The sequence below is a fragment of the Streptomyces sp. NPDC041068 genome (genome assembly GCF_040647455.1).
Taxonomy (GTDB): domain Bacteria; phylum Actinomycetota; class Actinomycetes; order Streptomycetales; family Streptomycetaceae; genus Streptomyces.
Genome location: NZ_JBEZCG010000041.1, coordinates 1 through 23,712, shown reverse-complemented (window position 1 = coordinate 23,712; position 23,712 = coordinate 1). Strand labels below are relative to the sequence as shown.

The 23,712-nt window shown below is 69.9% G+C and carries 19 protein-coding genes; 10 read left to right on the top strand and 9 right to left on the bottom strand.

The window, feature by feature from the left end:
* Window positions 1–290: 290 nt before the first annotated feature.
* From AB0B50_RS44200 to thyX, 3 genes are all read right to left on the bottom strand, one after another.
* Complete coding sequence (locus AB0B50_RS44200) at window positions 291–1,976, bottom strand: ribonuclease J (RefSeq protein ID WP_362343650.1); 1,686 nt, start codon at window positions 1,974–1,976, stop codon at window positions 291–293.
* 150 nt (window positions 1,977–2,126) lie between these two features.
* The gene (dapA, locus tag AB0B50_RS44195) at window positions 2,127–3,026 is read right to left on the bottom strand and encodes a 4-hydroxy-tetrahydrodipicolinate synthase (RefSeq protein WP_362343647.1); all 900 of its coding nucleotides are present in this window, start codon (window positions 3,024–3,026) and stop codon (window positions 2,127–2,129) included.
* A gap of 190 nt (window positions 3,027–3,216) precedes the next feature.
* Window positions 3,217–3,957: an FAD-dependent thymidylate synthase gene (thyX, locus tag AB0B50_RS44190; RefSeq protein ID WP_069886131.1), complete on the bottom strand. Its 741-nt coding sequence runs from the start codon at window positions 3,955–3,957 to the stop codon at window positions 3,217–3,219.
* 190 nt (window positions 3,958–4,147) lie between these two features.
* On the opposite strand from thyX, the gene AB0B50_RS44185 reads away from it, so the two are divergent.
* Window positions 4,148–4,387 carry a hypothetical protein gene (locus tag AB0B50_RS44185; RefSeq protein WP_362343644.1) on the top strand — a complete coding sequence of 80 codons (240 nt, stop codon included), beginning with the start codon at window positions 4,148–4,150 and terminating at the stop codon, window positions 4,385–4,387.
* A gap of 142 nt (window positions 4,388–4,529) precedes the next feature.
* Window positions 4,530–5,090, top strand: coding sequence for a PH domain-containing protein (locus AB0B50_RS44180; protein WP_362343641.1), 561 nt, complete (start codon window positions 4,530–4,532; stop codon window positions 5,088–5,090).
* Window positions 5,091–5,145: 55 nt separating this feature from the next.
* Here the strand turns inward: AB0B50_RS44180 and AB0B50_RS44175 are convergent, their stop codons facing one another.
* The 5 genes from AB0B50_RS44175 to rpsO form a co-directional block, all read right to left on the bottom strand.
* A complete protein-coding gene (locus AB0B50_RS44175) occupies window positions 5,146–5,598 on the bottom strand; it encodes a hypothetical protein (protein ID WP_362343639.1) in 453 nt (150 codons plus the stop codon).
* Window positions 5,599–5,614: 16 nt separating this feature from the next.
* Window positions 5,615–6,367 (bottom strand): 4-hydroxy-tetrahydrodipicolinate reductase, encoded by a 753-nt coding sequence (gene dapB, locus AB0B50_RS44170; protein WP_362343636.1) that lies wholly within the window; start codon window positions 6,365–6,367, stop codon window positions 5,615–5,617.
* Window positions 6,368–6,405: 38 nt separating this feature from the next.
* Complete coding sequence (locus AB0B50_RS44165; protein ID WP_362343633.1) at window positions 6,406–7,785, bottom strand: pitrilysin family protein; 1,380 nt, start codon at window positions 7,783–7,785, stop codon at window positions 6,406–6,408.
* Window positions 7,782–9,998, bottom strand: coding sequence for a polyribonucleotide nucleotidyltransferase (locus tag AB0B50_RS44160; protein WP_362343630.1), 2,217 nt, complete (start codon window positions 9,996–9,998; stop codon window positions 7,782–7,784). The genes AB0B50_RS44165 and AB0B50_RS44160 overlap by 4 nt, the downstream gene beginning before the upstream one ends.
* A gap of 353 nt (window positions 9,999–10,351) precedes the next feature.
* Window positions 10,352–10,639: a 30S ribosomal protein S15 gene (gene rpsO / locus AB0B50_RS44155; protein WP_030363216.1), complete on the bottom strand. Its 288-nt coding sequence runs from the start codon at window positions 10,637–10,639 to the stop codon at window positions 10,352–10,354.
* 273 nt (window positions 10,640–10,912) lie between these two features.
* On the opposite strand from rpsO, the gene AB0B50_RS44150 reads away from it, so the two are divergent.
* Together AB0B50_RS44150 and AB0B50_RS44145 are read left to right on the top strand one after the other, a co-directional pair.
* A complete protein-coding gene (locus AB0B50_RS44150; RefSeq protein ID WP_362343627.1) occupies window positions 10,913–11,200 on the top strand; it encodes a DUF397 domain-containing protein in 288 nt (95 codons plus the stop codon).
* A 188-nt stretch (window positions 11,201–11,388) separates the two neighbouring features.
* Window positions 11,389–12,501, top strand: a complete 1,113-nt coding sequence (locus AB0B50_RS44145) for a hypothetical protein (RefSeq protein WP_362343624.1) — start codon at window positions 11,389–11,391, stop codon at window positions 12,499–12,501.
* A 72-nt stretch (window positions 12,502–12,573) separates the two neighbouring features.
* On the opposite strand, the gene AB0B50_RS44140 is transcribed toward AB0B50_RS44145, so the two are convergent.
* A complete protein-coding gene (locus AB0B50_RS44140; protein WP_362343621.1) occupies window positions 12,574–13,596 on the bottom strand; it encodes a hypothetical protein in 1,023 nt (340 codons plus the stop codon).
* A gap of 400 nt (window positions 13,597–13,996) precedes the next feature.
* Here AB0B50_RS44140 and AB0B50_RS44135 point away from each other — a divergent pair, with 400 nt between their 5' ends.
* The 6 genes from AB0B50_RS44135 (at window position 13,997) to AB0B50_RS44110 (ending at window position 23,626) form a co-directional block, all read left to right on the top strand.
* Window positions 13,997–17,284 carry an SCO5717 family growth-regulating ATPase gene (locus AB0B50_RS44135; protein WP_362343618.1) on the top strand — a complete coding sequence of 1,096 codons (3,288 nt, stop codon included), beginning with the start codon at window positions 13,997–13,999 and terminating at the stop codon, window positions 17,282–17,284.
* A 318-nt stretch (window positions 17,285–17,602) separates the two neighbouring features.
* Window positions 17,603–19,513 (top strand): ABC transporter substrate-binding protein, encoded by a 1,911-nt coding sequence (locus AB0B50_RS44130; protein WP_362343615.1) that lies wholly within the window; start codon window positions 17,603–17,605, stop codon window positions 19,511–19,513.
* A 3-nt stretch (window positions 19,514–19,516) separates the two neighbouring features.
* Window positions 19,517–20,611: an ABC transporter permease gene (locus tag AB0B50_RS44125; RefSeq protein WP_362343612.1), complete on the top strand. Its 1,095-nt coding sequence runs from the start codon at window positions 19,517–19,519 to the stop codon at window positions 20,609–20,611.
* Window positions 20,608–21,540 carry an ABC transporter permease gene (locus tag AB0B50_RS44120; protein WP_362343609.1) on the top strand — a complete coding sequence of 311 codons (933 nt, stop codon included), beginning with the start codon at window positions 20,608–20,610 and terminating at the stop codon, window positions 21,538–21,540. Before AB0B50_RS44125 ends, AB0B50_RS44120 begins: the two co-directional genes overlap by 4 nt.
* Window positions 21,537–22,583 carry an ABC transporter ATP-binding protein gene (locus tag AB0B50_RS44115; protein ID WP_362343606.1) on the top strand — a complete coding sequence of 349 codons (1,047 nt, stop codon included), beginning with the start codon at window positions 21,537–21,539 and terminating at the stop codon, window positions 22,581–22,583. Before AB0B50_RS44120 ends, AB0B50_RS44115 begins: the two co-directional genes overlap by 4 nt.
* A gap of 29 nt (window positions 22,584–22,612) precedes the next feature.
* A complete protein-coding gene (locus AB0B50_RS44110; RefSeq protein WP_362343603.1) occupies window positions 22,613–23,626 on the top strand; it encodes an ABC transporter ATP-binding protein in 1,014 nt (337 codons plus the stop codon).
* Window positions 23,627–23,712 lie beyond the last annotated feature (86 nt).

Genomic DNA, 23,712 nt, shown 5'->3' with positions numbered 1-23,712 from the left:
CTTCGGTGTTTCTTTTGTTCTTGCGTTTCCGACTCTATCAGACTCTTTCGTGTCCGATTTCCTCGGTGCCTTTCCGGTTCCCGCTCCGGCCTTTCAGCCTTCGCGTTTCCCTTTCCGGCGGTTCCGACTTTATCAGAGATTCTGAGTCGGAATTTCCGCCCCGCTCGGGTCGGTCCCAGGCACGTGAGTGCTCGGGGCTTCCCTCGCTGGCGGAGCCGTAAACCTAACGGAGCGGGGCGCCCCGATGCAAATCGAGGCGCCCCGCTCCGGAGCTCGCGCAGTCGAGAGGGTCAGACCTCGACGACCACGGGCAGGATCATCGGACGTCGACGGTAGTTGTCCGAGACCCACTTGCCCAGCGTGCGGCGGATGAGTTGCTGCAGCTGGTGGGGCTCGACGACGCCGTCCTGTGCCGACTTCTCCAGGACTTCCTGGATCTTCGGGATGACGCCGCTGAACGCGGAGTCGTCGATGCCGGAACCGCGTGCCTGGACGTGCGGGCCGCCGGTGATCTTGCCGGTGCTCGAGTCCACAACGACGAAGACCGAGATGATGCCCTCGTCGCCGAGGATCTTGCGGTCCTTCAGGGCGGGCTCGCCCACGTCGCCGACCGAGAGGCCGTCGACGTACACGTATCCGGCCTGGACCTTGCCGACGATCTTCGCCTTGCCCTCGACGAGGTCGACGACGACGCCGTCCTCGGCGATCACGATGCGGTCGTGCGGGACGCCGGTGAGGGCACCGAGCTCGGCGTTGGCGCGCAGGTGGCGCCATTCGCCGTGGACCGGCATCAGGTTCTTGGGCTTGCAGATGTTGTAGAAGTACAGGAGCTCGCCGGCCGAGGCGTGGCCGGAGACGTGCACCTTGGCGTTGCCCTTGTGGACGACGTTCGCTCCCCAGCGGGTCAGGCCGTTGATCACGCGGTAGACCGCGTTCTCGTTGCCGGGAATGAGCGACGACGCCAGGATCACCGTGTCGCCCTGGACGATCCGGATCTGGTGGTCGCGGTTGGCCATGCGGGAGAGCGCGGCCATGGGCTCGCCCTGGGAGCCCGTGCAGACCAGGACGACCTCGTTGTCGGGGAGGTCGTCGAGCGTCTTGACGTCGACGACCAGGCCCGGGGGTACTCGGAGGTAGCCGAGGTCGCGGGCGATGCCCATGTTGCGGACCATCGAGCGGCCGACGAAGGCGACCCTGCGGCCGTACTCGTGGGCGGCGTCCAGGATCTGCTGGATGCGGTGCACATGGCTGGCGAAGCTCGCCACGATGATCCGCTTCTGGGCGCCGGCGAAGACGCCGCGGATCACGTTCGAGATGTCCCGCTCGGGCGGGACGAAGCCCGGCACCTCGGCGTTCGTCGAGTCGGAGAGGAGGAGGTCGATGCCCTCCTCGCTCAGCCGCGCGAACGCGTGCAGGTCCGTGAGGCGGCCGTCCATCGGCAGCTGGTCCATCTTGAAGTCGCCGGTGGCGACGACCATGCCCGCGGGGGTGCGGACGGCGACGGCCAAGGCGTCCGGGATGGAGTGGTTGACCGCGACGAACTCGCAGTCGAACGGGCCGAGGTGCTCGCGGTCGCCCTCGGCGACCTCCAGCGTGTACGGCCGGATCCGGTGCTCCTGGAGCTTCGCCTCGATCAGCGCGAGGGTCAGCTTGGAGCCGATGAGAGGGATGTCCGGCTTCTCGCGCAGGAGGTAGGGGACACCGCCGATGTGGTCCTCGTGGCCGTGCGTGAGGACGATGCCCTCGATGTCGTCGAGGCGGTCCCTGATGGACGTGAAGTCCGGCAGGATCAGGTCGATTCCGGGCTGCTCCTCCTCGGGGAAGAGCACTCCGCAGTCGACGATCAGCAGGCGGCCGCCGTACTCGAAGACGGTCATGTTGCGGCCGATCTCGCCGAGGCCGCCGAGCGGGGTGACCCGCAGGCCGCCCTTCGGGAGCTTCGGCGGAGCGCCGAGTTCAGGATGCGGATGACTCAAAAGACTCTCCTCACCACGCGCGCCACGTACCTCCAGGGCACGTGGCGCGTATGACGTTCGTGCAGTAGCAGTTGTTTGTGTGGGGTGCGGGCGGACGACGGTTCACGTCGTGCCCGCGGTGTTTCGCGTATTCAGTTGTGAAGTCTGTGGTTACAGCTGTACCCCGCCGGCGGCGAGGTCGATCTTGAGCTGGGCCGTCTCGTCGGGCGACAGCTCCACCAGCGGCAGACGCAGCGGACCCGCGGGGCGGCCCTGGAGGGCGAGCGCCGCCTTGGTCGTGATCACGCCCTGGGTGCGGAACATGCCGGTGAAGACCGGGAGCAGCTTCTGGTGGATCTCCGTGGCCTTCTGCACGTCGCCCGTGAGGTGCGCCTCGAGCATGGCGCGCAGCTCCGGGGTGACGACGTGGCCGACGACGGAGACGAAGCCGCACGCGCCGACGGACAGGAGCGGCAGGTTCAGCATGTCGTCGCCGGAGTACCAGGCCAGGTCCGAGCGGGCGATGGCCCAGCTCGCGCGGCCGAGGTCGCCCTTGGCGTCCTTGTTGGCCACGATCCGGGGGTGCTCGGCGAGCCGGACGATCGTCTCCGTGTTGATCGGTACGCCACTTCGGCCCGGGATGTCGTAGAGCATGACCGGCAGCTCGGTGCTGTCGGCGATCGCGGTGAAGTGCCGGAACAGGCCCTCCTGCGGGGGCTTGTTGTAGTACGGCGTGACGGTCAGGAGGCCGTGGGCGCCGGCCTGCTCGGCGGCGCGGGCGAGCTCGATGCTGTGGCGGGTGTCGTTCGTGCCGACGCCCGCGACGATGTGGGCGCGGTCTCCGACCGCGTCCAGTACGGCTCGTACGAGATCGTTTTTCTCCGCGTCACTGACGGTCGGGGACTCACCGGTGGTGCCGTTGATGACCAGGCCGTCATTGCCTGCGTCCACCAGGTGGGCGGCGAGCTGCTGCGCGCCGTCGAGGTCAAGTGCGCCGTCCGCCTTGAAGGGCGTGACCATGGCGGTGAGGACCCTCCCGAAGGGGGTCTGCGGAGTGGAGGTCGGAGCCATGGGTAACACGCTACTCGCTGCTCAGCGCGGGGTCCCCCCTCGGGGGATGTGAGCGGACCTGACAAGTGTGGAGCCCGGCACTGCCTGCTCGGGGGTTCAAGCAGTGCCGGGTCCGTTTGATCAGGCTAGATGAACTTCACGAAGTGCCGCAATACGGACACTTCGCTCGGCGCATCCGTACATCAGTGCCTTACGGCGCCACACGTCCGTTCTTGTTGAAGGCCGCGTGGGTGAGGGGCATCAGTTCGGCCCAGTGCTGCTCCATCTTCTCGCCGACCATCTCGATCTCCCGCTGCGGGAAGGACGGGACCTTGGCGAGCTCGTGCTGCGTGCGCAGGCCGAGGAAGTGCATCAGCGAACGGGCGTTGCACGTCGCGTACATCGAGGAGAAGAGGCCGACGGGGAGCACCGAGCGGGCGACCTCGCGGGCGACACCGGCGGCGAGCATCTCCTGATAGGCCTCGTACGCCTGGCGGTAGGAGTCCTCCATGACGCGGCCCGTCAGCTCCTGCTGGGCCTCGGTGCCCTCGACGAAGACGTACTTGCCCGGGCGGCCTTCCTGGACGAGCTTGCGGGAGGCGTCGGGGACGTAGAAGACCGGCTCCAGCTCCCTGTAGCGACCCGATTCCTCGTTGTACGACCAGCCGACGCGGTGTCGCATGAACTCGCGGAAGACGAAGATGGGGGCGCTGATGAAGAACGTCATCGAGTTGTGCTCGAAGGGGCTGCCGTGGCGGTCCCGCATCAGGTAGTTGATCAGACCCTTGGAGCGCTCCGGGTCCTTCTGGAGCTCGTCGAGGGACTGCTCGCCCGCCGTGGAGACTCGGGCCGCCCACAGGACGTCGGAGTCGGTGGCGGCATGCTTCACGAGCTCGACGGTGACCTCGCTGCGGAAGCTGGGCTTGAGGTCTTCGGTGGGGGTCTCGCTCACAGGCGGGGGTCCTTCCATGTGCATCACTCGGGCGGCGCCCACTCTATGGCCAGCCACTGACAATCGGTCCCTCGGTGACCGGCTACGACATTCTTCGACTAATTTGCCGAAACAGGGCACCTTTTGGGCGATTCGAGCGTCTGTCTAATCACAGAGTTCCGTTCGAGACCCGTGAGGAGAAGCGCGCCCCATGTTCCGTCGGCGAGAGCCCGTCCCGTTCGCCTTCATCGCCGAAGCCGACAAGTTCCGCAGCAACGTCACTCCCCCGCCCCGAGAGCGCGCATCGGCAGGTCAGATCGTCGGTCGCACGCTCATGGGCCTGACCGTGGTGGCCGGCCTGGTGGGATCCCTGCTCTTCGGGATGCCCGCGATGTCCGCCGACCAGTCACCCGCGAAGACACAGCAGTCCGAGGCGTCCGACGGTCGCTGACCGGCCCGGACCAGCACGGATCAGCGCGGACCGACGCCGTTCGGCGCTGACTCGTCCGGACCCCCAAGGGTGGTAGCAGGGAGCACGGCTCGATAGCCTCACCGGGCACAGCCCAGTGCGTGGATCGAGTGAGGATCAGCCCGTGCCCCTGCCCTTCCTGACCGCGGACCGCGCTTTCGACGACGCGGCGGACGACGCCGCGCTGCCCTTCGAAGACCGCGATCACTGGCGCCGGCCCTACCGCCCGGGCCCCTGGCGTGTGGGCGCCGCCGCCCTTCTGCTGCTGCTCGCCTCGTACGTCCTCTTCGCCGCCGTGATCATCGCGTTCGCGGACTCGCTCGCGGGTGCCGCGATCTGCGCGGGGCTCGCCGTTCTCATCATCGCGAGCTCCCTGCGACTGCTGCGCATGGGGACCTGGGTGAGCGCCCAGGGGCTGCGCAGGGTCGGCTTCCTGACGACGCAGACCGTGCCGTGGGCGCAGGTCGCGACCGTGCGGACCGCGCAGCAGCCGGTGCGGTGGCTGGGCCTGCCCCGCACGGTGCAGGGGCAGGCACTCGTTCTCGTACGGCGTGATCAGCAGGCCGATGGGCCGCAGCCCTTGCTGACCGACCGGAACGCCGACTTCCTTGCGCGGCACGAGGCGTTCAACCGCGCGGCCGACTCCATCGAGGTGTGGGCCGACGAGTACCGGCCCATCGCCTAGGCACACCCCTCCCGGTCACACCTCGCCCGGTCACACCCCGCCCTGTCACATCTCGTCAGACATTGACCGGCTTGCCCGCGTGCAGGGCGATGGCCCGCTGCATGGCCTTCCGCGCGCGGGGGGTGTCCCTCGCGTCGTGGTAGGCCACGGCAAGGCGGAACCAGCAGCGCCAGTCGTCCGGTGAGTCCTCCGTCTCCGCCTTGCGGCGGGCGAAGACCTCGTCGGCCGAGTCGCGGTCGATGCGCCCCGCAGGGGTGCGCTTCAACTCGTCGACGGGAAGACCGCCTTCGGCCTCCAGCTCGGCGGCGAGACGGTTGGCGTTCCGGACGAACTGGGTGTTCTTCCAGAGGAACCAGATGCCGATGAACGGCAGGATCAGCACCGCGACGCCGAAGGTGACGGTGAGCGCGGTGCCGTGCTTTATGAGGAGCACGCCGCGGCTGCCGACCAGGACGAAGTAGACGACCAGGACGGCAGCCGTGACGGCGTAGGTGATCTTTGCTCGCATGGGTGTCAGCTCGTGGTCAGCCGAGGTCCAGGAAGTGTTCCAGGCCGAACGTGAGGCCCGGGGTGTCCACCACGCGGCGTGCGCCGAGCAGGATGCCCGGCATGAAGCTGCTGTGGTGCAGCGAGTCGTGCCGCACGGTCAGGGTCTCGCCCTCACCTCCGAGCAGGACCTCCTGGTGGGCGAGGAGTCCGCGCAGGCGCACCGAGTGCACCGGCACGCCGTCCACGTCCGCGCCGCGGGCGCCGTCCAGGGCCGTCGACGTGGCGTCGGGCTGCGGGGCGCTGCCCGCCTGCCTGCGCGCCTCGGCGATGAGCTGGGCGGTGCGCTGGGCCGTGCCGCTGGGGGCGTCGGCCTTGTTCGGGTGGTGCAGCTCGACGACCTCGACGGACTCGAAGTAGGGCGCCGCGATCTGCGCGAACTTCATCGTCAGGACCGCGCCGATGGAGAAGTTCGGGGCGATGAGCACGCCCGTCTCCGGGGACGCGGCCAGCCAGGTCCGCAGCTGCGCGAGGCGCTCGTCGTTCCAGCCCGTCGTGCCGACGACGGCGTGGATGCCGTTGCGCACGCAGAAGTCGAGGTTGCCCATCACCGAGTCCGGGTGGGTCAGTTCGACCGCGACCTGGGCGCCGGCGCCGGTCAGCTTCTCCAGCTCGTCGCCCCGGCCGAGAGCGGCGACCAGTTCCATGTCGTCGGCGGCCTCGACGGCCTTCACGGCCTCGGAGCCGATACGGCCCGCGGCCCCGATGACCGCCACGCGCAGCTTGCTCATGTCCTTCATTCCTTAAGGGAGTTGGGCCCTCGGACGGCCTAGGCGACCGCGTCGTGGAGGCGGGCGGCCTGCTTGTCCTTGAGTGGGCCGATGGCCGAGAGGGACGGGCGGCGGCCGAGGACGTCACGGGCCACTTCGCGCACCTCGTCGGGGGTGACCGCGGAGATCTTGGCCAGCATGTCGTCGACCGACATGTGCTCGCCCCAGCAGAGTTCGCTCTTGCCGATGCGGTTCATCAGGGCGCCGGTGTCCTCCAGGCCGAGGACGGTGGAGCCCGCGAGCTGGCCGATGGCGCGGCCGATCTCGTCGTCCGTCAGACCGTTCTGCGCGACCTGGTCGAGCTCGTCGCGGCAGATCTTCAGGACGTCGTGCACCTGGCTCGGGCGGCAGCCCGCGTACACACCGAAGAGGCCGGTGTCGGCGAAGCCCGACGTGTACGAGTACACGCTGTAGGCCAGGCCCCGCTTCTCCCGCACCTCCTGGAAGAGGCGGGACGACATGCCGCCGCCCAGCGCCGTGTTCAGGACGCCCAGGGCCCAGCGGCGGTCGTCGGTGCGGGCCAGGCCCGGCATGCCGAGGATGACGTGGGCCTGCTCGGTCTTGCGGTTGATGACCTCGACGCGGCCCGAGGTGCGCAGGGCGCGGGAGCCCTGGCGCGGGATCATCGGGGTCGCGTCCGTGCGCTGGAGGGCGCCGGCCTTCTCGAAGGCGGCGCGGACCTGGCGTACGACCTTGTTGTGGTCCACGTTGCCCGCGGCGGCGACCACGAGGTGGGTCGGGTCGTAGTGCTTCTTGTAGAAGCGGCGGATGCGGTCGGCGGTGAGGGCGTTGATCGTCTCCTCGGTGCCGAGGACCGGGCGGCCGAGGGGGGTGTCGCCGAGCATCGTGTGCGCGAACAGGTCGTGCACGCAGTCGCCCGGGTCGTCCTCGGTCATCGCGATCTCTTCGAGGATGACGCCGCGCTCCGCGTCGACGTCCTCCTGGAGGATCAGGGAGCCGGTCAGCATGTCGCAGACGACGTCTATGGCGAGCGGCAGGTCGGTGTCGAGCACGCGCGCGTAGTAGCACGTGTACTCCTTCGCCGTGAAGGCGTTCATCTCGCCGCCGACCGCGTCGATCGCGGACGAGATGTCCAGGGCGCTGCGCTTGCTCGTGCCCTTGAAGAGGAGGTGCTCGAGGTAGTGGGTGGCGCCGTTCAGGGACGGGGTCTCGTCGCGGGAGCCGACGCCTGCCCAGATCCCGAAGGTCGCCGAGCGCACGGAGGGGAGCGTCTCCGTGACGACGCGCAGGCCGCCGGGGAGGGTCGTCCTGCGGACCGTGCCGATGCCGTTCTCGCCCTTGATGAGGGTTTGGGTACGGGCGACGGCCCGCGCCTCCGAGGAGACGCGGGCCGTCGTCGTGGTGCTACGCGACGTCACTTGTCGGTGTCGTCCTTCTTGTCGTCGCCCTCTTCACCCTCGATGACGGGGATGAGGGAGAGCTTGCCGCGGGAGTCGATCTCGGCGATCTCGACCTGGACCTTCTGGCCCACACCGAGGACGTCCTCGACGTTCTCCACGCGCTTGCCGCCGGCGAGCTTGCGGATCTGCGAGATGTGCAGCAGACCGTCCTTGCCCGGGAGCAGGGACACGAACGCACCGAAGGTCGTCGTCTTCACGACGGTGCCCAGGTAGCGCTCGCCGACCTCCGGCATGGTCGGGTTGGCGATGCCGTTGATCGTGGCACGGGCGGCCTCGGCGGCCGGGCCGTCGGCGGCACCGATGTAGATCGTGCCGTCGTCCTCGATCGTGATGTCGGCGCCGGTGTCCTCCTGGATCTGGTTGATCATCTTGCCCTTGGGGCCGATGACCTCACCGATCTTGTCCACCGGGATCTTGACGGTGATGATGCGCGGCGCGTTCGGGGACATCTCGTCCGGAACGTCGATGGCCTCGTTCATCACGTCGAGGATGTGCAGACGCGCGTCGCGGGCCTGCTTCAGCGCGGCGGCCAGGACCGAGGCGGGGATGCCGTCGAGCTTGGTGTCGAGCTGCAGGGCGGTCACGAACTGCTTCGTACCGGCGACCTTGAAGTCCATGTCACCGAACGCGTCCTCCGCACCGAGGATGTCGGTGAGGGTGACGTAGTGCGTCTCGCCGTCGATCTCCTGGGAGATCAGGCCCATGGCGATACCGGCGACGGCGGCCTTCAGCGGCACACCGGCGTTCAGCAGCGACATGGTGGAGGCGCAGACGGAACCCATGGACGTCGAGCCGTTGGAGCCGAGGGCCTCGGACACCTGACGGATCGCGTACGGGAACTCCTCGCGCGTCGGCAGGACCGGCACGAGGGCGCGCTCGGCGAGGGCGCCGTGGCCGATCTCGCGGCGCTTCGGGGAGCCGACGCGGCCGGTCTCGCCGGTGGAGTACGGCGGGAAGTTGTAGTTGTGCATGTAGCGCTTGCGCGTCACCGGGGAAAGGGTGTCGAGCTGCTGCTCCATGCGGAGCATGTTGAGGGTGGTGACGCCCAGGATCTGGGTCTCGCCACGCTCGAACAGGGCCGAGCCGTGCACGCGCGGGATGGCCTCGACCTCGGCGGCCAGGGTGCGGATGTCGGTGACACCGCGGCCGTCGATGCGCTTCTTCTCCTTGATGACGCGCTCACGGACCAGGGTCTTGGTCAGCGAGCGGTACGCGGCGGAGATCTCCTTCTCGCGGCCCTCGAACTGCGGGAGCAGCTTCTCGCCGGCCAGCGCCTTGACGCGGTCCAGCTCGGTCTCGCGCTCCTGCTTGCCTGCGATGGTGAGCGCCTGGGCGAGCTCGGTCTTGACCGCGGCGGTCAGGGCCTCGAGCACGTCGTCCTCGTAGTCGAGGAAGATCGGGAACTCGCCGGTGGGCTTGGCGGCCTTGGCGGCGAGGTCCGACTGGGCCTTGCACAGGACCTTGATGAAGGGCTTCGCGGCCTCGAGACCGGCGGCCACGATCTCCTCGGTCGGCGCCTCGGCGCCGCCCTTGACGAGCTCGATGGTCTTCTCGGTGGCCTCGGCCTCGACCATCATGATCGCGACGTCGCCGTCCTCCAGGACGCGACCGGCGACGACCATGTCGAAGACGGCGTCCTCGAGCTCGGTGTGCGTCGGGAAGGCGACCCACTGGCCCTTGATGAGCGCCACGCGGGTGCCGCCGATCGGGCCCGAGAAGGGCAGGCCGGCCAGCTGCGTGGAGCAGGAGGCGGCGTTGATCGCGACCACGTCGTACAGGTGGTCGGGGTTGAGGGCCATGATCGTCTCGACGACCTGGATCTCGTTGCGCAGGCCCTTCTTGAAGGAAGGACGCAGCGGGCGGTCGATCAGGCGGCAGGTCAGGATCGCGTCCTCGGAGGGGCGACCCTCACGGCGGAAGAACGAACCGGGGATCTTGCCGGCGGCGTACTGCCGCTCCTCGACGTCCACCGTCAGGGGGAAGAAGTCGAGCTGGTCCTTGGGCTTCTTGGACGCGGTGGTGGCCGAGAGGACCATCGTGTCGTCGTCCAGGTAGGCCACGGCGGAGCCGGCGGCCTGACGGGCCAGGCGGCCCGTCTCGAAGCGGATGGTGCGGGTGCCGAAGGTGCCGTTGTCGATGACGGCCTCGGCGTAGTGGGTCTCGTTCTCCACTAGCGGTTCTCCTACGTGTCTACGTATGTCTACGTGTCGTCTTCTCGCCCCTTGGCCCGTGTGGCCTGGGGCGGGGGTCCCGTGAGTGGTCAGGGACCGTGTGGAGAAGCGCGCCGTGTGTGCGGGCCGGTCTTCGATCGAAGCACCCGGGGATGTCTCCCGGGGGCCACTACCGAGGACCGGCGGCGGCTGGGTGCGCCTCTCCCTCTTGGGGGTGTGGGGTACTCGTGGGGACGTACATGGGCGTGCTTGGTATCACCAGACTACAAAGCGTCAGTGACACTGCGCACGTACAGCAAAGGGAGCGGCCCCCTTCGAGTGCTTCGAGTGGGAACCGCTCCCTTCACGGCGACTTACTTGGCGCCCGCCGCACCGCGACGGATGCCGAGGCGGTCGACCAGCGCACGGAAGCGCTGGATGTCCTTCTTGGCCAGGTACTGCAGCAGGCGGCGACGCTGACCGACCAGGATCAGCAGACCACGACGGGAGTGGTGGTCGTGCTTGTGGGTCTTGAGGTGCTCGGTCAGGTCCGAGATGCGGCGGGAGAGCAGCGCGACCTGGACCTCGGGGGAGCCGGTGTCGCCCTCCTTCTGGCCGAACTCGGTCATGATCTGCTTCTTCGTAGCGGCGTCGAGCGACACGCGTACTCCTCGTGATGTCTTCGAGTGCCTCCGAGTGCCCCTGGTCTACGTCTCAGGGGAGCTTCCGTGACTCGGGAGGCCGGGATGGGCCGCGGGGCGCGGGGTCCGGGTCCTCGCGGGATCCGGGCGTGCGCAGACAAGCGGCCGTTACACAGGGTACCAGTCGGTCCGAGAGGGCCCTTACGCGGGCCTGCGAAACCTCTGAACAGGGCGGAATGCCCCCGATAGGCTAACCGGACAGCTCTTTCGTACGTCGTGAAGGGACCGCTCCGCATGACCGAGGCGCAGGACAAGGCACGCAAGGAACGCGAGAAGGAGGAGCTCTACGCCCTCGACATCTCCGGCGTCGAGTGGCAGAGCGCTCCGGGTACGGAGGAGCACGAGGAGCGGGTCGAGATCGCCTATCTGCCGGCGGGCGCCGTGGCGATGCGGTCGTCGCTCGATCCGGGGACGGTCCTGCGGTACACGGAGGCGGAGTGGCGGGCGTTCGTGCTCGGGGCCAGGGACGGGGAGTTCGATCTCGAGCCTTCGGTGCGCAATGGGGGGCTGGGGGGCGAGTAGGGCCTCCTTGCCTCTTCGGGGTACGGCGCTGACGGTCGGGGTACGGCGCTGTCGGGGTACGGCGTCGGCGCTCGGCCAGGGGTCGCTACTCTGCCCGGATGCGTAGCGGGGGAAGTGACAGCGGGCAGCAGGCGGGCTCGGGGGGCGGGCGGCTTTCCCGGCTGAGGCGGGGGCTGGCGCGGCATCGGGTGCTCGTTCCTTCCGTGGCCCTGGTCGTGCTCGCCGCCGGGGTCGCCATACCCCTCGCCGTGGCCGACTCCCCCGCCGCCGCGCCCTGCCATCAGGTGCCCGCTTCGGTGCGCGCTCTCGCGGGTGATCCGTCCGCCGCCGCCGAGGCCCTCGACCCCGGGGACGATCTCCGCCACCTCGGCTCGGCGCGCAAGCTGCTGGCGCACGAGACGGTGTGCGGGGACGGAGCCGGGGTCCTGGGGCGCGTGGCGGAGGCGGCGACCCGTTCTTCCGGCGGGCGGGGCGAGCCGCACGGCATGGCGCAGGCCCGCAGCGCCTACGCGGTGGCCGCCCTCCGTGACATCGAGCTGCCGGAAGGACTCGCGCCCGGGGTGGCCCGGATGGTGGCCGAGTACGTGGTGGACGCGGGGCGAGACGACGGTCCCGGCATCGACGATGTGACCGGCCCCGCGCTGCCCGCCTCTCAGGCGCGGCTCGGCAAGGACGGCTGGGTGCGGCTCGGCAGGTTCCTCGCCCCCGGCGAGGCGCACGCCGCCTTCGAGTACGCCGACAGGACGCGGGACGCGGACGCCGACATCCCGGACCTGGTGGCTGAGCTCGCCAAGGATCCGGAGGCCTTCGCGATCCTCTACGACGCCGAGCGCGCGTACCTCGCCCACTATCTGGAGCGGCTCACGGACCAGGGCGGCGACCCCCACCACCGGCCCGACCGTCCGCGCGACAAGCGGTTCCGGACGAGCGCGACGGACTGGCCCGACATCGATCTGCGGCACCTCGCCGACCGGGTCGGCACCCTGATGAAGCTCCGCACCCGCTACGCCAAGGACGGCACGATCCCCGATCTCGCCGCCTTCGACCGTGCCGTGCGCGAGCACAGCCGGGGCACGTACCGTCCCGCGGACCGGCGGCTCGGCACGCGGCCGCCGATGGGTGACATCGCGGACCGGCGGACCGCGGGGCCGGTGCGCGGGGACCTGATGGACGGGCGGCAGCAGCTGTTCGTCGTGTTCGACGCGTGGGCCAAGGAGCGGGGAGTGCCGGATCGCCGGGCCGGCGCGATGCGGCAGCTGCTGGACGACTCCTATGTACGGGCGTTGTGGCTGCGGTTCTGAGGGGCGAGGGCTGGGGCTGGCACGGGGAGCTGGGGCTGGAGCTGGGGCGGGGAGCTGGGGCGGGGAGCTGGGTCAGAAGGAGTAGCGCGGGGTCGAGCAGCCCCGGCGGGCCGTCTGGTCCTCGGCGAACTCCTTCAGCATCCGTCGCTTCGCCGCCTTGCTGACGCCCGGGGTGTCGTCGGACGCGCTGAGCGCGTAGTTGGCGGCCTCGCCGTGGCAGCGGGCGGTGGCCGTCGCGAACGGGGGCTTGCCGATGATGCCGTCGCCCAGGAGGCGGTTGCCCCAGTCCCCGTACCAGGCGGCCAAGGACAGCCGGGAATGTGTGTCGTCCGGCGTAGTGTAGAGGTCGCAACGGCCTGTCGGGCCCGCGTCGTTCGCGTTCACCTCCATACGCCAGTCCAGGTCCTTCGGCAGGTCGGCCCGCGTCGCCCATGCGCAGGGCGTGCCCTTCGCGCGGGACAGCGGGACGGGCTTCGGGTCGTCCTCTCCCGGCATCGCCAGCGGGACGTCCCGCTCGGGGACACTGATCCGCTCGGCACCGCAACCGAGCTTGCCCGAGGCCTTGTTGGCGAGCGCGACAGCTGTGCGGTACGCGGCTCCGGGGACCCCCACGTGGGTCTGACTGCCCAGCGTCGTACGCACCAGAAGTTTGCGCTGTCTGCCCTCCGCGTCCTTGCCGAGGTCCGGGCAGGGCAGCAGGAGCTGGACTGAGCCGAACTCGTCGACGAATCCGGGCAGCCCGTCGGGCAGGCGGCCCTGCGGGGCGAAGCCGCCGTCCGCGAACACCGCCATGAACTCGCGGTCCTGGTCGTCGCGGCGGGTGAACGCCTCCATCTCGACCAGGCGCTCGTCCCGTACGTCGTCGCCCTCGGCCGTGAGGCTGCAGCTGTAGTAGCCGAGCCCGTCGACCTGCCGGGACTTCTCCTCGTCCAGGTGCGAGTCCTTCGGCGCGAGCGCGTCGACCGCGGCCCGGGGCAGCGCGCCGTCGCAGGCGGATCCGGCCAGGGTCCAGTCCTGGACGTGGGGCTCGGCGATGTAGCCGCCCACGCCGAGTACGGCCACAGCCGCCACCGACACCTTGATCCAGCGCCGCATCGACCTCGCCCCCCCTTGAACCGAACCGCAGCCGTGGCCCCACAGACGTACGTCGCCCCACAGACGTACGGGCGGACCTTATCCTCCGCAGTCCGCCTGCTCTTCCTTAGGTGCATCACTCCAATTCACCGGCGAATGTCATGTGTTGGGGCTTTTGTCTGTCACGGTTTGATGTACGTGGAACGCTCCTGGGCGGGGCGTGACGCAATGGACAGCATTGGTGGGGTGGACGGCCCTGCCGTGCTGGTGGTTTTGGTGATTAGGCTGGGACAGGACGCGACGCCAGAACCCTCGAGCGGGTCGTGCGCGTCCCTCAACGGGGAGAGCCAGGCGGATCGGACGACAGGAACGGTCGCCCCCCACCACGGCACGAGGGTGCTCGACCACACCAGGAGGCATTGTGAACAGCGATCGGGACGAGATCCGCGGGGGCTGGGACTCACCCGTCGATGATCAGTCCGACGCGGAGTCCGCTGCCGAGACGACGGGCGAGTTCACCATCGACTACGCGCCGCCCGCCTGGTACACGCAGAACGCTTCGGGCAGTGCGGGCGAGACGCCTTCGGCTCCGCCGGTTTCCACTCCGCCCGTCTTCACTCCGCCGGTCTCCGCGTCGCCCGCCCCGACGCCGCCTGCCTCTGCCCCGGCCGCCTCGGCTTCGGTTCCGGAGCCGGAGCCGCGGCCGGACCCGGCTCCGGTCGCTTCCACGCCGCCGCCCGTCACTCCCTCCTTTGCGATGCCTCCGGCTCCGCCGGTTCCCAGCGTGGTGCCGAAGTTGCCGGTGGGCAGCGGGTTCCAGCCCGCGGCGCCGGATGAGGCGGACGTCGAGAGCGGTGGTTCCGCGGCGCCGGAGAAGCCCTCCGCCGTGGAGCCGGAGAAGTCTTCCGCCTTTGCGCCGTCCGTCGTGCCGCCGGTGGCCACCGGCGGTGGCGCCTCCGACTGGAGCGGGGCCCTTGCCGGGCCCGCGGCCTCCGTGCACGTAACCGGCGTCGTACCGAAGAGCGAGGTCGACGCCTTGGCCGAGGCCAAGGACGACGCTGCGGACGAGGCGGCGTCCGGGCCCGGGTCCGCCCCCGAGGCCGAGGCTGCCCCCGAGGCCGAGCCCGTCGTCGAGAGCCTGGGCAGCGGTGACCTCGAAAGCGGTGCCACCATGCGGTTCTCGGCTCGTGCCCTCAAGCAGGAGATCGAGGAGCGGGCTGCGGCGAAGACCGCCGAGGCTCCTGAGGCCGACGCTGTTGCTGAGGCCCCCGAAGCCGCCGAGGTGCCTGAGGCTACTGAGGTGCCTGAGGCTGCTGAGGTCGTCGACCTCGTTGTGGCCTCTGAGGACGCGGACAAGGACGGGGCCGAGGACGTCTCCGATTCCGACCCCGTCTCCGATTCCGACCCCGTCTCCGCCGAGGTTTCTGGTGAAGCCTTCGGTGAGGATGAGCCCGCCGATTCCGTGCCGGTCGTGAACGGCCTGGACGATCAGGGCGATCAGGGCGATCAGGGCGGTGACGAGGGCTCCGGCACGGCGGTGGCCGACGAAGCCGAGCCGTCCGACTCCGTCAGCGACGCCGTTCCGCAGGACTCCGTGCCACCGTCGTGGACTCCGCCGCCGCCCGCGCCGCAGGACGGGCTGCCGCCCCTGCCGCCCGCGTACCAGCCCGCTGCTCCGACCTCCGCGCCGCAGTGGCCCACGCCCGTGGCGACTCCGCCGCCCGCGCAGCCCGCGCCCGAGCCCGTGCAGGCGCAGACCCCACCGCAGGCGCCCGCACCGGCTCCCTTCCCGGCGCAGGTTCAGCCGCAGGCTCCGCAGCCCGTGCCGGGCGCGTGGAGCACGCCTGCCGCTCCTGTTCCTCCGGCCGCCGAGGCGCAGGCCCCTGAGGCCCCGCAGAGGGGTTACGGATTCCCGCAGCCGCCCGCGTCCGTGTCGCCCGTCGCGCCTCCCCCGTCGCCGGTCGCCCCTGTCGCGCCGCCCGCGCCGCAGAACACCACGCCTGCTCCGGCTCCGGCTCCGGTCGCGCCCAACTCGCCGGTGCAGCCCGGCGGTTACGGATTCCCGCAGCCGCCCGCGCCGCAGGGACAGCAGCCCGTTCCGGTCCAGCAGTCGCAGCCGCAGCCCCAGGCACAGGCTCCGGCTCCGGCTCCGGCTCCGGTCGCCCCCAACTCCCCTGCGCAGCCCGGCGGTTACGGCTTCCCGCAGCCGCCCGCGCCGCAGGCCCAGGCGCCTCAGCCGCAGCCGCCCGTTCACCCGCAGGCCCCTCAGCCCCAGCAGCCCCTGCCGCCCGCCGTGGCGCAGCCGCAGCCTCAGCCCCACGCGGCTCCCCCACAGCAGCCTCAGCAGCCGCAGGCCCAGCAGCCGGGGCAGCCGCCCATCGATCCCCGTACCGGTGCCGCCTGGCCGCAGGCCGTGCAGCACGATCAGCGGGAGCGCACCAATCCCGGGGCCCCGCTCGGCTACACCGCCGCCGTCGAGCTGTCCTCCGACCGGCTGCTGCGCAACACCAAGCCGAAGGCCAAGAGCAGTCGGCCCGCGGGCGGCGGTTCGCGGTTCAAGATCGGCGGCAAGAAGGAAGAGGCCGAGCGGCAGCGGAAGTTGGAGCTCATCCGGACCCCGGTGCTCTCCTGCTACCGCATCGCCGTCATCAGCCTCAAGGGCGGCGTGGGCAAGACGACCACCACCACCGCGCTGGGGTCGACGCTCGCCACCGAGCGGCAGGACAAGATCCTCGCGATCGACGCCAACCCCGACGCCGGTACGCTCGGGCGCCGCGTGCGGCGCGAGACCGGGGCCACCATCCGTGACCTCGTCCAGGCGATCCCGTACATCAACTCGTACATGGACATCCGCCGGTTCACCTCACAGGCGCCGTCCGGGCTCGAGATCATCGCCAACGACGTCGACCCGGCCGTCTCGACGACCTTCAACGACGAGGACTACCGGCGCGCGATCGACGTACTCGGGAAGCAGTACCCGATCATCCTGACCGACTCCGGTACGGGTCTGCTGTACAGCGCCATGCGGGGCGTCCTCGACCTGGCCGACCAGTTGATCATCATCTCGACGCCGTCCGTGGACGGTGCGAGCAGTGCGTCGACGACGCTGGACTGGCTGTCCGCGCACGGGTACGCGGATCTCGTCTCGCGGTCGCTCACCGTCATCTCCGGTGTGCGTGAGACCGGGAAGATGATCAAGGTCGACGACATCGTGTCGCACTTCGAGACGCGGTGCCGGGGCGTCGTCGTCATTCCCTTCGACGAGCATCTCGCCGCCGGCGCCGAGGTCGACCTCGACATGATGCGGCCGAAGGTGCGTGAGGCGTACTTCAATCTTTCGGCGCTGGTTGCCGAGGACTTCGTGCGGGCTCAGCAGCAGCAGGGGCTGTGGACTTCGGACGGGAATCCGCCGCCGCACATGGCTCCGCCGATGCCTGGGCAGCAGGTGGCTCCACCTCAGGCGCAGCCTCAGGGTCAGCCGCAGCCGGGACAACAGGGCTATCCGGGGCAGCCTCAGCCGTACGCTCCTCAGCAGCCGCAGCCGGGACATCAGCCACAGGGGTACCCGCAGCAGCCAGGGGCTCCGCAGGGGTGGCAGGTGCCACCTCAGGCACAGCCACCGGTTCAGCCGGGGGCACAGCCACCGGTTCAGCCGGGGGCACCGTTCCAGGCGCCGCCGCCCCCTCCGCAGCAGCAGCAGCAGCCGTAGTTGACGTCAACTCCCCAGTGGGCCCGCATCGTTCCTCGGTGCGGGCCCACTCGGCGTTCCGCCCTCGCCACAGCACGCCAGGTCAAGTCACCCCTCCCCCCGCCGTCACCCCCTCACCAGCCATGCGTCAGTGGTCTTGACCAATGCGGATGAAATCCCGGTCAACTCGTTATTTCCGCAGGCCACATGGGGTTCACCTGCCGTTGACGCGCGCAGACCGGCGCTGGTAAACACACACATCAACCAGCTGACGTTCCTTGATCAACCAACGTGCAACCAGCCATCCCTGCGCGAGCGATGACGCGAGGTCACCGACCCATGGACACACAAGATCAGCACGGCAGAACAGCAGCATCCACACCACCGGCAGCAACGCAGAAGACCTTGGCCCGCCCCCTCCGCCGACCCCGTCGGCGCCTCGTGCTCGCCGGCGGAGCCGCCGCCGCGTTCACTCTTACGGCCGGTCTCGCCACGCCGCTCAACCCGGCCCCGCAGCAGGCCGCGGCCAAGGCCGACGACAAGAAGGTGCTCACCGTCGCCGTGGCGCAGAGCGTCGACTCGCTCAGCCCGTTCCTCGCCCAGCGGCTGCTCAGCACCAGCATCCACCGCCTCACGTACGAGTACCTGACGAACTACGACCCCAAGAACAACGAGGCCATCGCCGGCTTCGCCACCAAGTGGGAGCCCTCCGCCGACAAGCTGACCTGGACGTACACCATCCGGGGCGACTCCAAGTGGTCGGACGGCAGGAAGGCGACCGCCGAGGACGCGGCGTGGACGTTCAACAAGGTGATGTCCAAGGAGGGCACCGCCACCGCGAACTCCAACTTCGTCACCAACTTCAAGAAGGTGACCGCGCCCAGCCCCACCAAGCTGGTCATCGAGCTGAAGAAGCCGCAGGCGACCATGGCCGCCCTCGATGTGCCGATCGTCCCCAAGCACGTCTGGGAGAAGGTCGACGACATCTCGAAGTTCAACAACGACAAGGACTTCCCCGTCGTCGGCAACGGCCCGTTCATCCTGACGGACTACAAGGTCGACCAGTACGTGAAACTCAAGGCCAACAAGGACTTCTGGCGCGGTCCCGCGAAGTTCGACGAGCTGGTCTTCAAGACGTACAAGGATCAGGACGCCGCCGTCTCCGCCCTGCGCAAGGGTGAGGTCTCCTTCGTCGCCGGGCAGCCCGCCCTCACTCCCGCGCAGGCCGAGTCCCTGAAGAACGAAGACAACATCAAGGTCAACGAGGGACCGGGGCGGCGCTTCTTCGCGCTCGCCACCAACCCCGGCGCCAAGACCCTCGACGGCAAGAAGTTCGGCGACGGGAACCCGGCGCTCCTCGACAAGAAGGTCCGCCAGGCGCTCTTCCTCTCCGTCGACCGCGAGGCGCTCGTCGACAAGGTCTTCCAGGGAAACGCCGTCGAGGGCGCGGGCTACATTCCGCCGCGCTTCTCCAACTACGCCTGGAAGCCCTCCGCCGACCAGGAGCTGACGTACGACCCGAAGAAGGCCGCCCAGCTCCTCGACGAAGCGGGCTACAAGAAGAACGGCGACGGCAAGCGCGTCGGCAAGGACGGCAAGCCGCTGAACTTCCGCATCCTGTGCCACGCCACCGACCCCAACGACAAGGCCGTGGGGAAGTACCTGAAGGAGTGGTGGGGCGACCTCGGGATCGGGCTCGACGTCAACTGCCTCGACGACGTCTCCGTGCCCTGGTACGCGGGCGAGTACGACCTCGCCTTCGACGGCTGGTCCGTCAACCCGGACCCGGACTTCGTGCTCGGCATCCACACCTGCGCCGCGCTGCCGGAGAAGGCCAAGGAGAGCGCGGCCACCGACAACTTCATCTGCGACAAGAAGTTCGACGACCTCTACGACAAGCAGCTCGCCGAGTACGACCCCGACAAGCGCGCCGGGATCGTCAAGGAGATGCAGTCGTGGCTGTACGACTCGGGCTACATGAACGTCCTCGCGTACCCGAACGCCGTCGAGGCCTACCGCACCGACCAGATCAAGTCCATCACCACCATGCCGACGGCTGCGGGCAACATCTACGGCCAGGACGGATATTGGAGCTGGTGGTCGGCGGTTCCCGCGGATGGGAAGAGTTCCTCCAAGGACGGCAGCTCGACCGGTGTCATCATCGGTATCGCCGCTGCCGCGGTGGTGCTCGTGGGCGGCGGAGTCCTGTTCGCCCTGCGCCGCCGTTCGACCGCAGAGGACCGCGAGTAACGCATGACCGCTGACAGCAATCCCGCACTGCTCGACACCGAGGGCCCCCTGGGCCCAGGGGCCGACGGCGACCCGGCGAAGGCCGGGGCGCCGTCGGCCCGCGGGCCCCGCGCCCGCAACACCCGCGCCTATCTCCTCTACGTGGCGGGCAAACTCGGCGGCGCGATCGTGTCGCTGTTCGCCGTGCTCGTCACCAGCTTCTTCCTGTTCCGGCTGATCCCCGGTGACCCCGTCAAGCAGATGACGGGCGGCAAGCGGGTCTCGGCCGAGCAACTGGCCGCGATGCGCAAGGAGTTCGGCCTCGACAAGCCCGTCATGGCCCAGTTCTGGGACTACACCGGCAATGTCCTGAGCGGTGACTTCGGTACGTCGTACCAGTTCCACGCTCCCGTGATGGAGAAGATCACGGAGGCGCTGCCCGCGACGCTGCTCCTCACCGGAACGGCGTACGTCCTCTACACGCTCATCGGCATCTGGCTGGGCACGCGCACCGCCTGGCGCAACGGCAAGCTCGGCGACCGCTTCAACACCGGTCTCGCGCTGACCCTGTACTCCGTGCCGTCGTTCTGGCTCGGCCTGCTGCTGATCATCACCTTCGCGGTGGGGATCGGGCCGATTCCCGGCATGTTCCCGACGGGTGGTCTGGAGTCGGGCGGCGAGACCGGGTTCGCGTACGTCGTCGATGTCGCGCACCACATGGTGCTCCCCGTCATCACGCTGGTTGCCGTCGGATACGCGCAGACGCTGCTCGTCATGCGGTCCTCGCTCCTCGACGAGATGGGCAGCGACTATCTGACGACCGCGCGCGCCAAGGGGCTCCGCGACGATCTCGTACGCCGCCGGCACGCCGTCCCGAACGCGATGCTGCCGACCGTGACACTGATGTTCGTCAACCTCGGCACGGTGGTCGCGGGCGCGATCCTCGTCGAGACCGTCTTCTCCTGGCCCGGCCTCGGCGGGCTCTTCTACCAGGCGCTGAGCGTGCCCGATCTGCCACTGGTGCAGGGGCTCTTCTTCGTCTTCTCCACCGCGGTGATCCTGATGAACACCCTGGCCGACGTGATCTATCCGCTGCTCGACCCCCGGGTGGGCCGATGACGACCGAATCCGCACCGACCACCCCCGCGGCGACCGCGAAGAGCGCGCGGTCCCTCGCCTGGACGCGCAGGCGGCACTCCGCCGCCCGCTTCTGGCGCGAGTACCGCACACACCGCGCCGGGCTCTTCGGGCTCGCCGCGCTCGTCCTGATCGCGCTCGCCGCGATCTTCGCGCCGCTGCTCGTCGGCTCGGACGCGCAGAGCGTGACCGACGCGCCGGGCAAGCCGATGGAGTCGCCGAGCGGTGAATTCCCGCTGGGCACCGACCAGTTCGGGCGTGATCTGCTCGGTCTGCTCGTGTGGGGCGCGCGCATCTCGCTGTCCGTGGGGCTGCTCGCCGCAGTCCTCTCGGTGGCCATCGGCACGCTCGTGGGCATCACGGCCGGGCACTTCAAGGGCTGGTACGCCACCGTCATCATGCGCGTCACCGACTGGTTCCTGGTGATGCCGACGCTGGTCCTCGCCATCGCGCTGGCGTCCGTGATGTCCCGCTCCATCTGGACGATCATCCTGGCGATCGGCGTGACGACCTGGCCGACGACGGCGCGCCTGGTCCGCGCGCAGACGCTCGCGGTGGAGTCCCGCCCGTACATCGAGAGGGCGCAGGCGCTCGGCGGCGGCCACGGCCACATCATGGCGCGGCACGTGCTGCCGAACGTCATGCCGCTCGTCCTCGCGCAGACCACGCTGGTCATCTCCGGCGCCATCCTCACCGAGGCGACACTCGCCTTCCTCGGCCTCGGCGACCCGACGAGCGTCTCGTGGGGCGGCCTGCTTCAGGACGCGCGCGAGGCGGGCGCGGTCAGCGCCGGGCACTGGTGGTACCTCGCCCCGCCCGGACTCGCCATCGCGATCGTGGCGCTGGCGTTCACGCTGTGCGGCCGCGCCGTGGAATCCGTGCTCAACCCCAGGCTGGGGGCCTCCCGTTGACCAAGTCCCACGAGTTGACCACGTCCCAGGAGTCGAGCGGCCGGCGCCTGCTCGACGTCAAGAACCTCGAAGTGACGTACGCGAACGGCGCCGCCGCCGTGCGAGGCGTGAACCTCTCCGTCGACGCGGGCCAGAAGCTCGGCGTCGCCGGTGAGTCGGGCTGCGGCAAGTCCACGCTCGCCCTCGCCCTGCTGCGGCTGCTGCCCGCGGGCACGAAGGTGTCCGGCGAGATCCTGCTCGACGGCGAGGACGTCCTCACCATGAAGTGGGGGCGGGTCCGCGCGGTGCGCTGGGCGGGCGCGTCGATCGTCTTCCAGGGCGCGATGCACTCCCTGAACGCCGTGCACCGCATCGGCGACCAGATCGCCGAGCCGATCCTGCTGCACAAGAAGGCGACGCAGGCGGGCTCGAAGAAGAAGGTGGGCGAGCTCCTCGAACACGTGGGCCTGCCCGCCGCCCGCGCGGACGCGTATCCGCACGAGCTCTCCGGCGGCCAGCGCCAGCGCGTCATGATCGCGATGGCCCTCGCCTGCGACCCGCGCCTGATCATCGCGGACGAGCCGACCACCGCGCTCGATGTGATGATCCAGGCCCAGATCCTGCGCCTGATCGAGCAGTTGGTGGCCGAGCAGGACCTCGGCCTGATGATGATCAGCCACGACCTGGCGGTGCTCTCCGACACCTGCGACCGGCTCGCGGTCATGTACGCGGGCCGCGTCGTCGAGGAGGGCCCCGCGACCGAGGTCTACGAGAACGCCCGGCACCCCTACGGCAAGGCCCTCTCCGCGGCCTTCCCGCGGATCGGCGACGCGGCGTCCCGGTTCGCGCCGCGCGGCCTGCCCGGCGACCCGCCCGACCCGTCCGCGCTGCCCACGGGATGCACGTTCCACCCGCGCTGCCCGGTCGCCCTGGACACCTGCGACACGGAGGACCAGGCCCTACGGGACGCGGGACCGCAGCACCGCGCGGCGTGCGTCCACGCGGGCGCGCCGCTCCTCGCGCAGCCCACCTCCGCGCCCCCCGCCGCGGAGCGCACGCCGTGACCGAGAGCCCCCGTGAAGAGGAACCGCGCATGACCACCGAGGAACCGCGGACGACGACCCAGGAGACGGGCGGCGGCCCCCTGCTGTCCGCCGCCGACCTGCACATCGCCTTTCCCGGCCGCCGCGGCGCGCCGACCGCGCGGGCCGTGGACGGCGTCGACCTCGACATCAAGGGCGGCGAGATCGTCGCCCTGGTCGGCGAGTCGGGCTGCGGCAAGACGACGCTGGCGCGTTCGCTGCTCGGGCTCGTGCCGCCGACGTCCGGCAGGGTGACGTTCGGCGGCAAGCCGCTCGACTACGCGGGCCGCGCCCTGAAGGCGTACCGCAAGCGGGTCCAGCTGGTCCTGCAGGACCCCAGCGGCTCCCTGAATCCCCGGCACACGGTGTACGACGCCGTGGCGGAGGGGCTCCGTATCCACGGGTACGCGGGCGACGAGCGGGCCGCGGTCGCCGAGGCCCTCTCCCGGGCGGGCCTTCGCCCGCCGGAGCGCTTCTTCCTGCGCTACCCGCACGAGCTGTCGGGCGGCCAGCGCCAGCGCGTCGTCATCGCGGGCGCGCTGGTCCTCGAGCCCGAACTCATCGTCGCCGACGAGCCGGTGGCCTCGCTCGACGCGTCCGTACGCGGCGAGATCCTCGCCCTGCTGCTCCGTCTGCGGGACGAACTCGGCCTGTCCGCGCTGGTGGTGACGCACGATCTGGGCCTCGCGTGGAACATCGCGGACCGGGTGGCGGTGATGTACCTGGGCCGCATCGTCGAGACCGGCACGGTGGAGGAGGTCCTGACGGCTCCTCAACATCCTTATACGCAGGCCTTGTTGTCGGTCCTGCCGGAGGCGCCGGGCTCCCCTGTGGTCCTCACGGGCGAACCCCCGGACCCGTCCCGCATCCCGGGCGGCTGCCGGTTCCACGCCCGCTGCCAGGTGCTTGCCTCCGGCGAGGCGGAGCGGGCGGGGGTCGCGAACCGCTGCCGCGAGGAGGACCTGGCGGTCCTCTCGGGGGGCGGTGAGACGCAGGTGGCGTGCCACTGGGCGGCGGCGCGTTAGCGTCTGCCGAGAACGGTACGTCGGCGCCTACAGGTGCATCGTGGTTGCTCGCGCAGTTCCCCGCGCCCCTTGAGGGGCGCGGGGAA

Excerpts from the sequence above, each read along its gene's own strand:
- dapA (WP_362343647.1), bottom strand. The coding sequence starts at position 3,026 with ATGGCTCCGACCTCCACTCCGCAGACCCCCTTCGGGAGGGTCCTCACC.
- AB0B50_RS44185 (WP_362343644.1), top strand. The coding sequence starts at position 4,148 with ATGTTCCGTCGGCGAGAGCCCGTCCCGTTCGCCTTCATCGCCGAAGCC.
- AB0B50_RS44175 (WP_362343639.1), bottom strand. The coding sequence starts at position 5,598 with ATGCGAGCAAAGATCACCTACGCCGTCACGGCTGCCGTCCTGGTCGTC.
- dapB (WP_362343636.1), bottom strand. The coding sequence starts at position 6,367 with ATGAGCAAGCTGCGCGTGGCGGTCATCGGGGCCGCGGGCCGTATCGGC.
- AB0B50_RS44150 (WP_362343627.1), top strand. The coding sequence starts at position 10,913 with ATGACCGAGGCGCAGGACAAGGCACGCAAGGAACGCGAGAAGGAGGAG.
- AB0B50_RS44140 (WP_362343621.1), bottom strand. The coding sequence starts at position 13,596 with ATGCGGCGCTGGATCAAGGTGTCGGTGGCGGCTGTGGCCGTACTCGGC.
- AB0B50_RS44130 (WP_362343615.1), top strand. The coding sequence starts at position 17,603 with ATGGACACACAAGATCAGCACGGCAGAACAGCAGCATCCACACCACCG.
- AB0B50_RS44125 (WP_362343612.1), top strand. The coding sequence starts at position 19,517 with ATGACCGCTGACAGCAATCCCGCACTGCTCGACACCGAGGGCCCCCTG.
- AB0B50_RS44120 (WP_362343609.1), top strand. The coding sequence starts at position 20,608 with ATGACGACCGAATCCGCACCGACCACCCCCGCGGCGACCGCGAAGAGC.
- AB0B50_RS44110 (WP_362343603.1), top strand. The coding sequence starts at position 22,613 with ATGACCACCGAGGAACCGCGGACGACGACCCAGGAGACGGGCGGCGGC.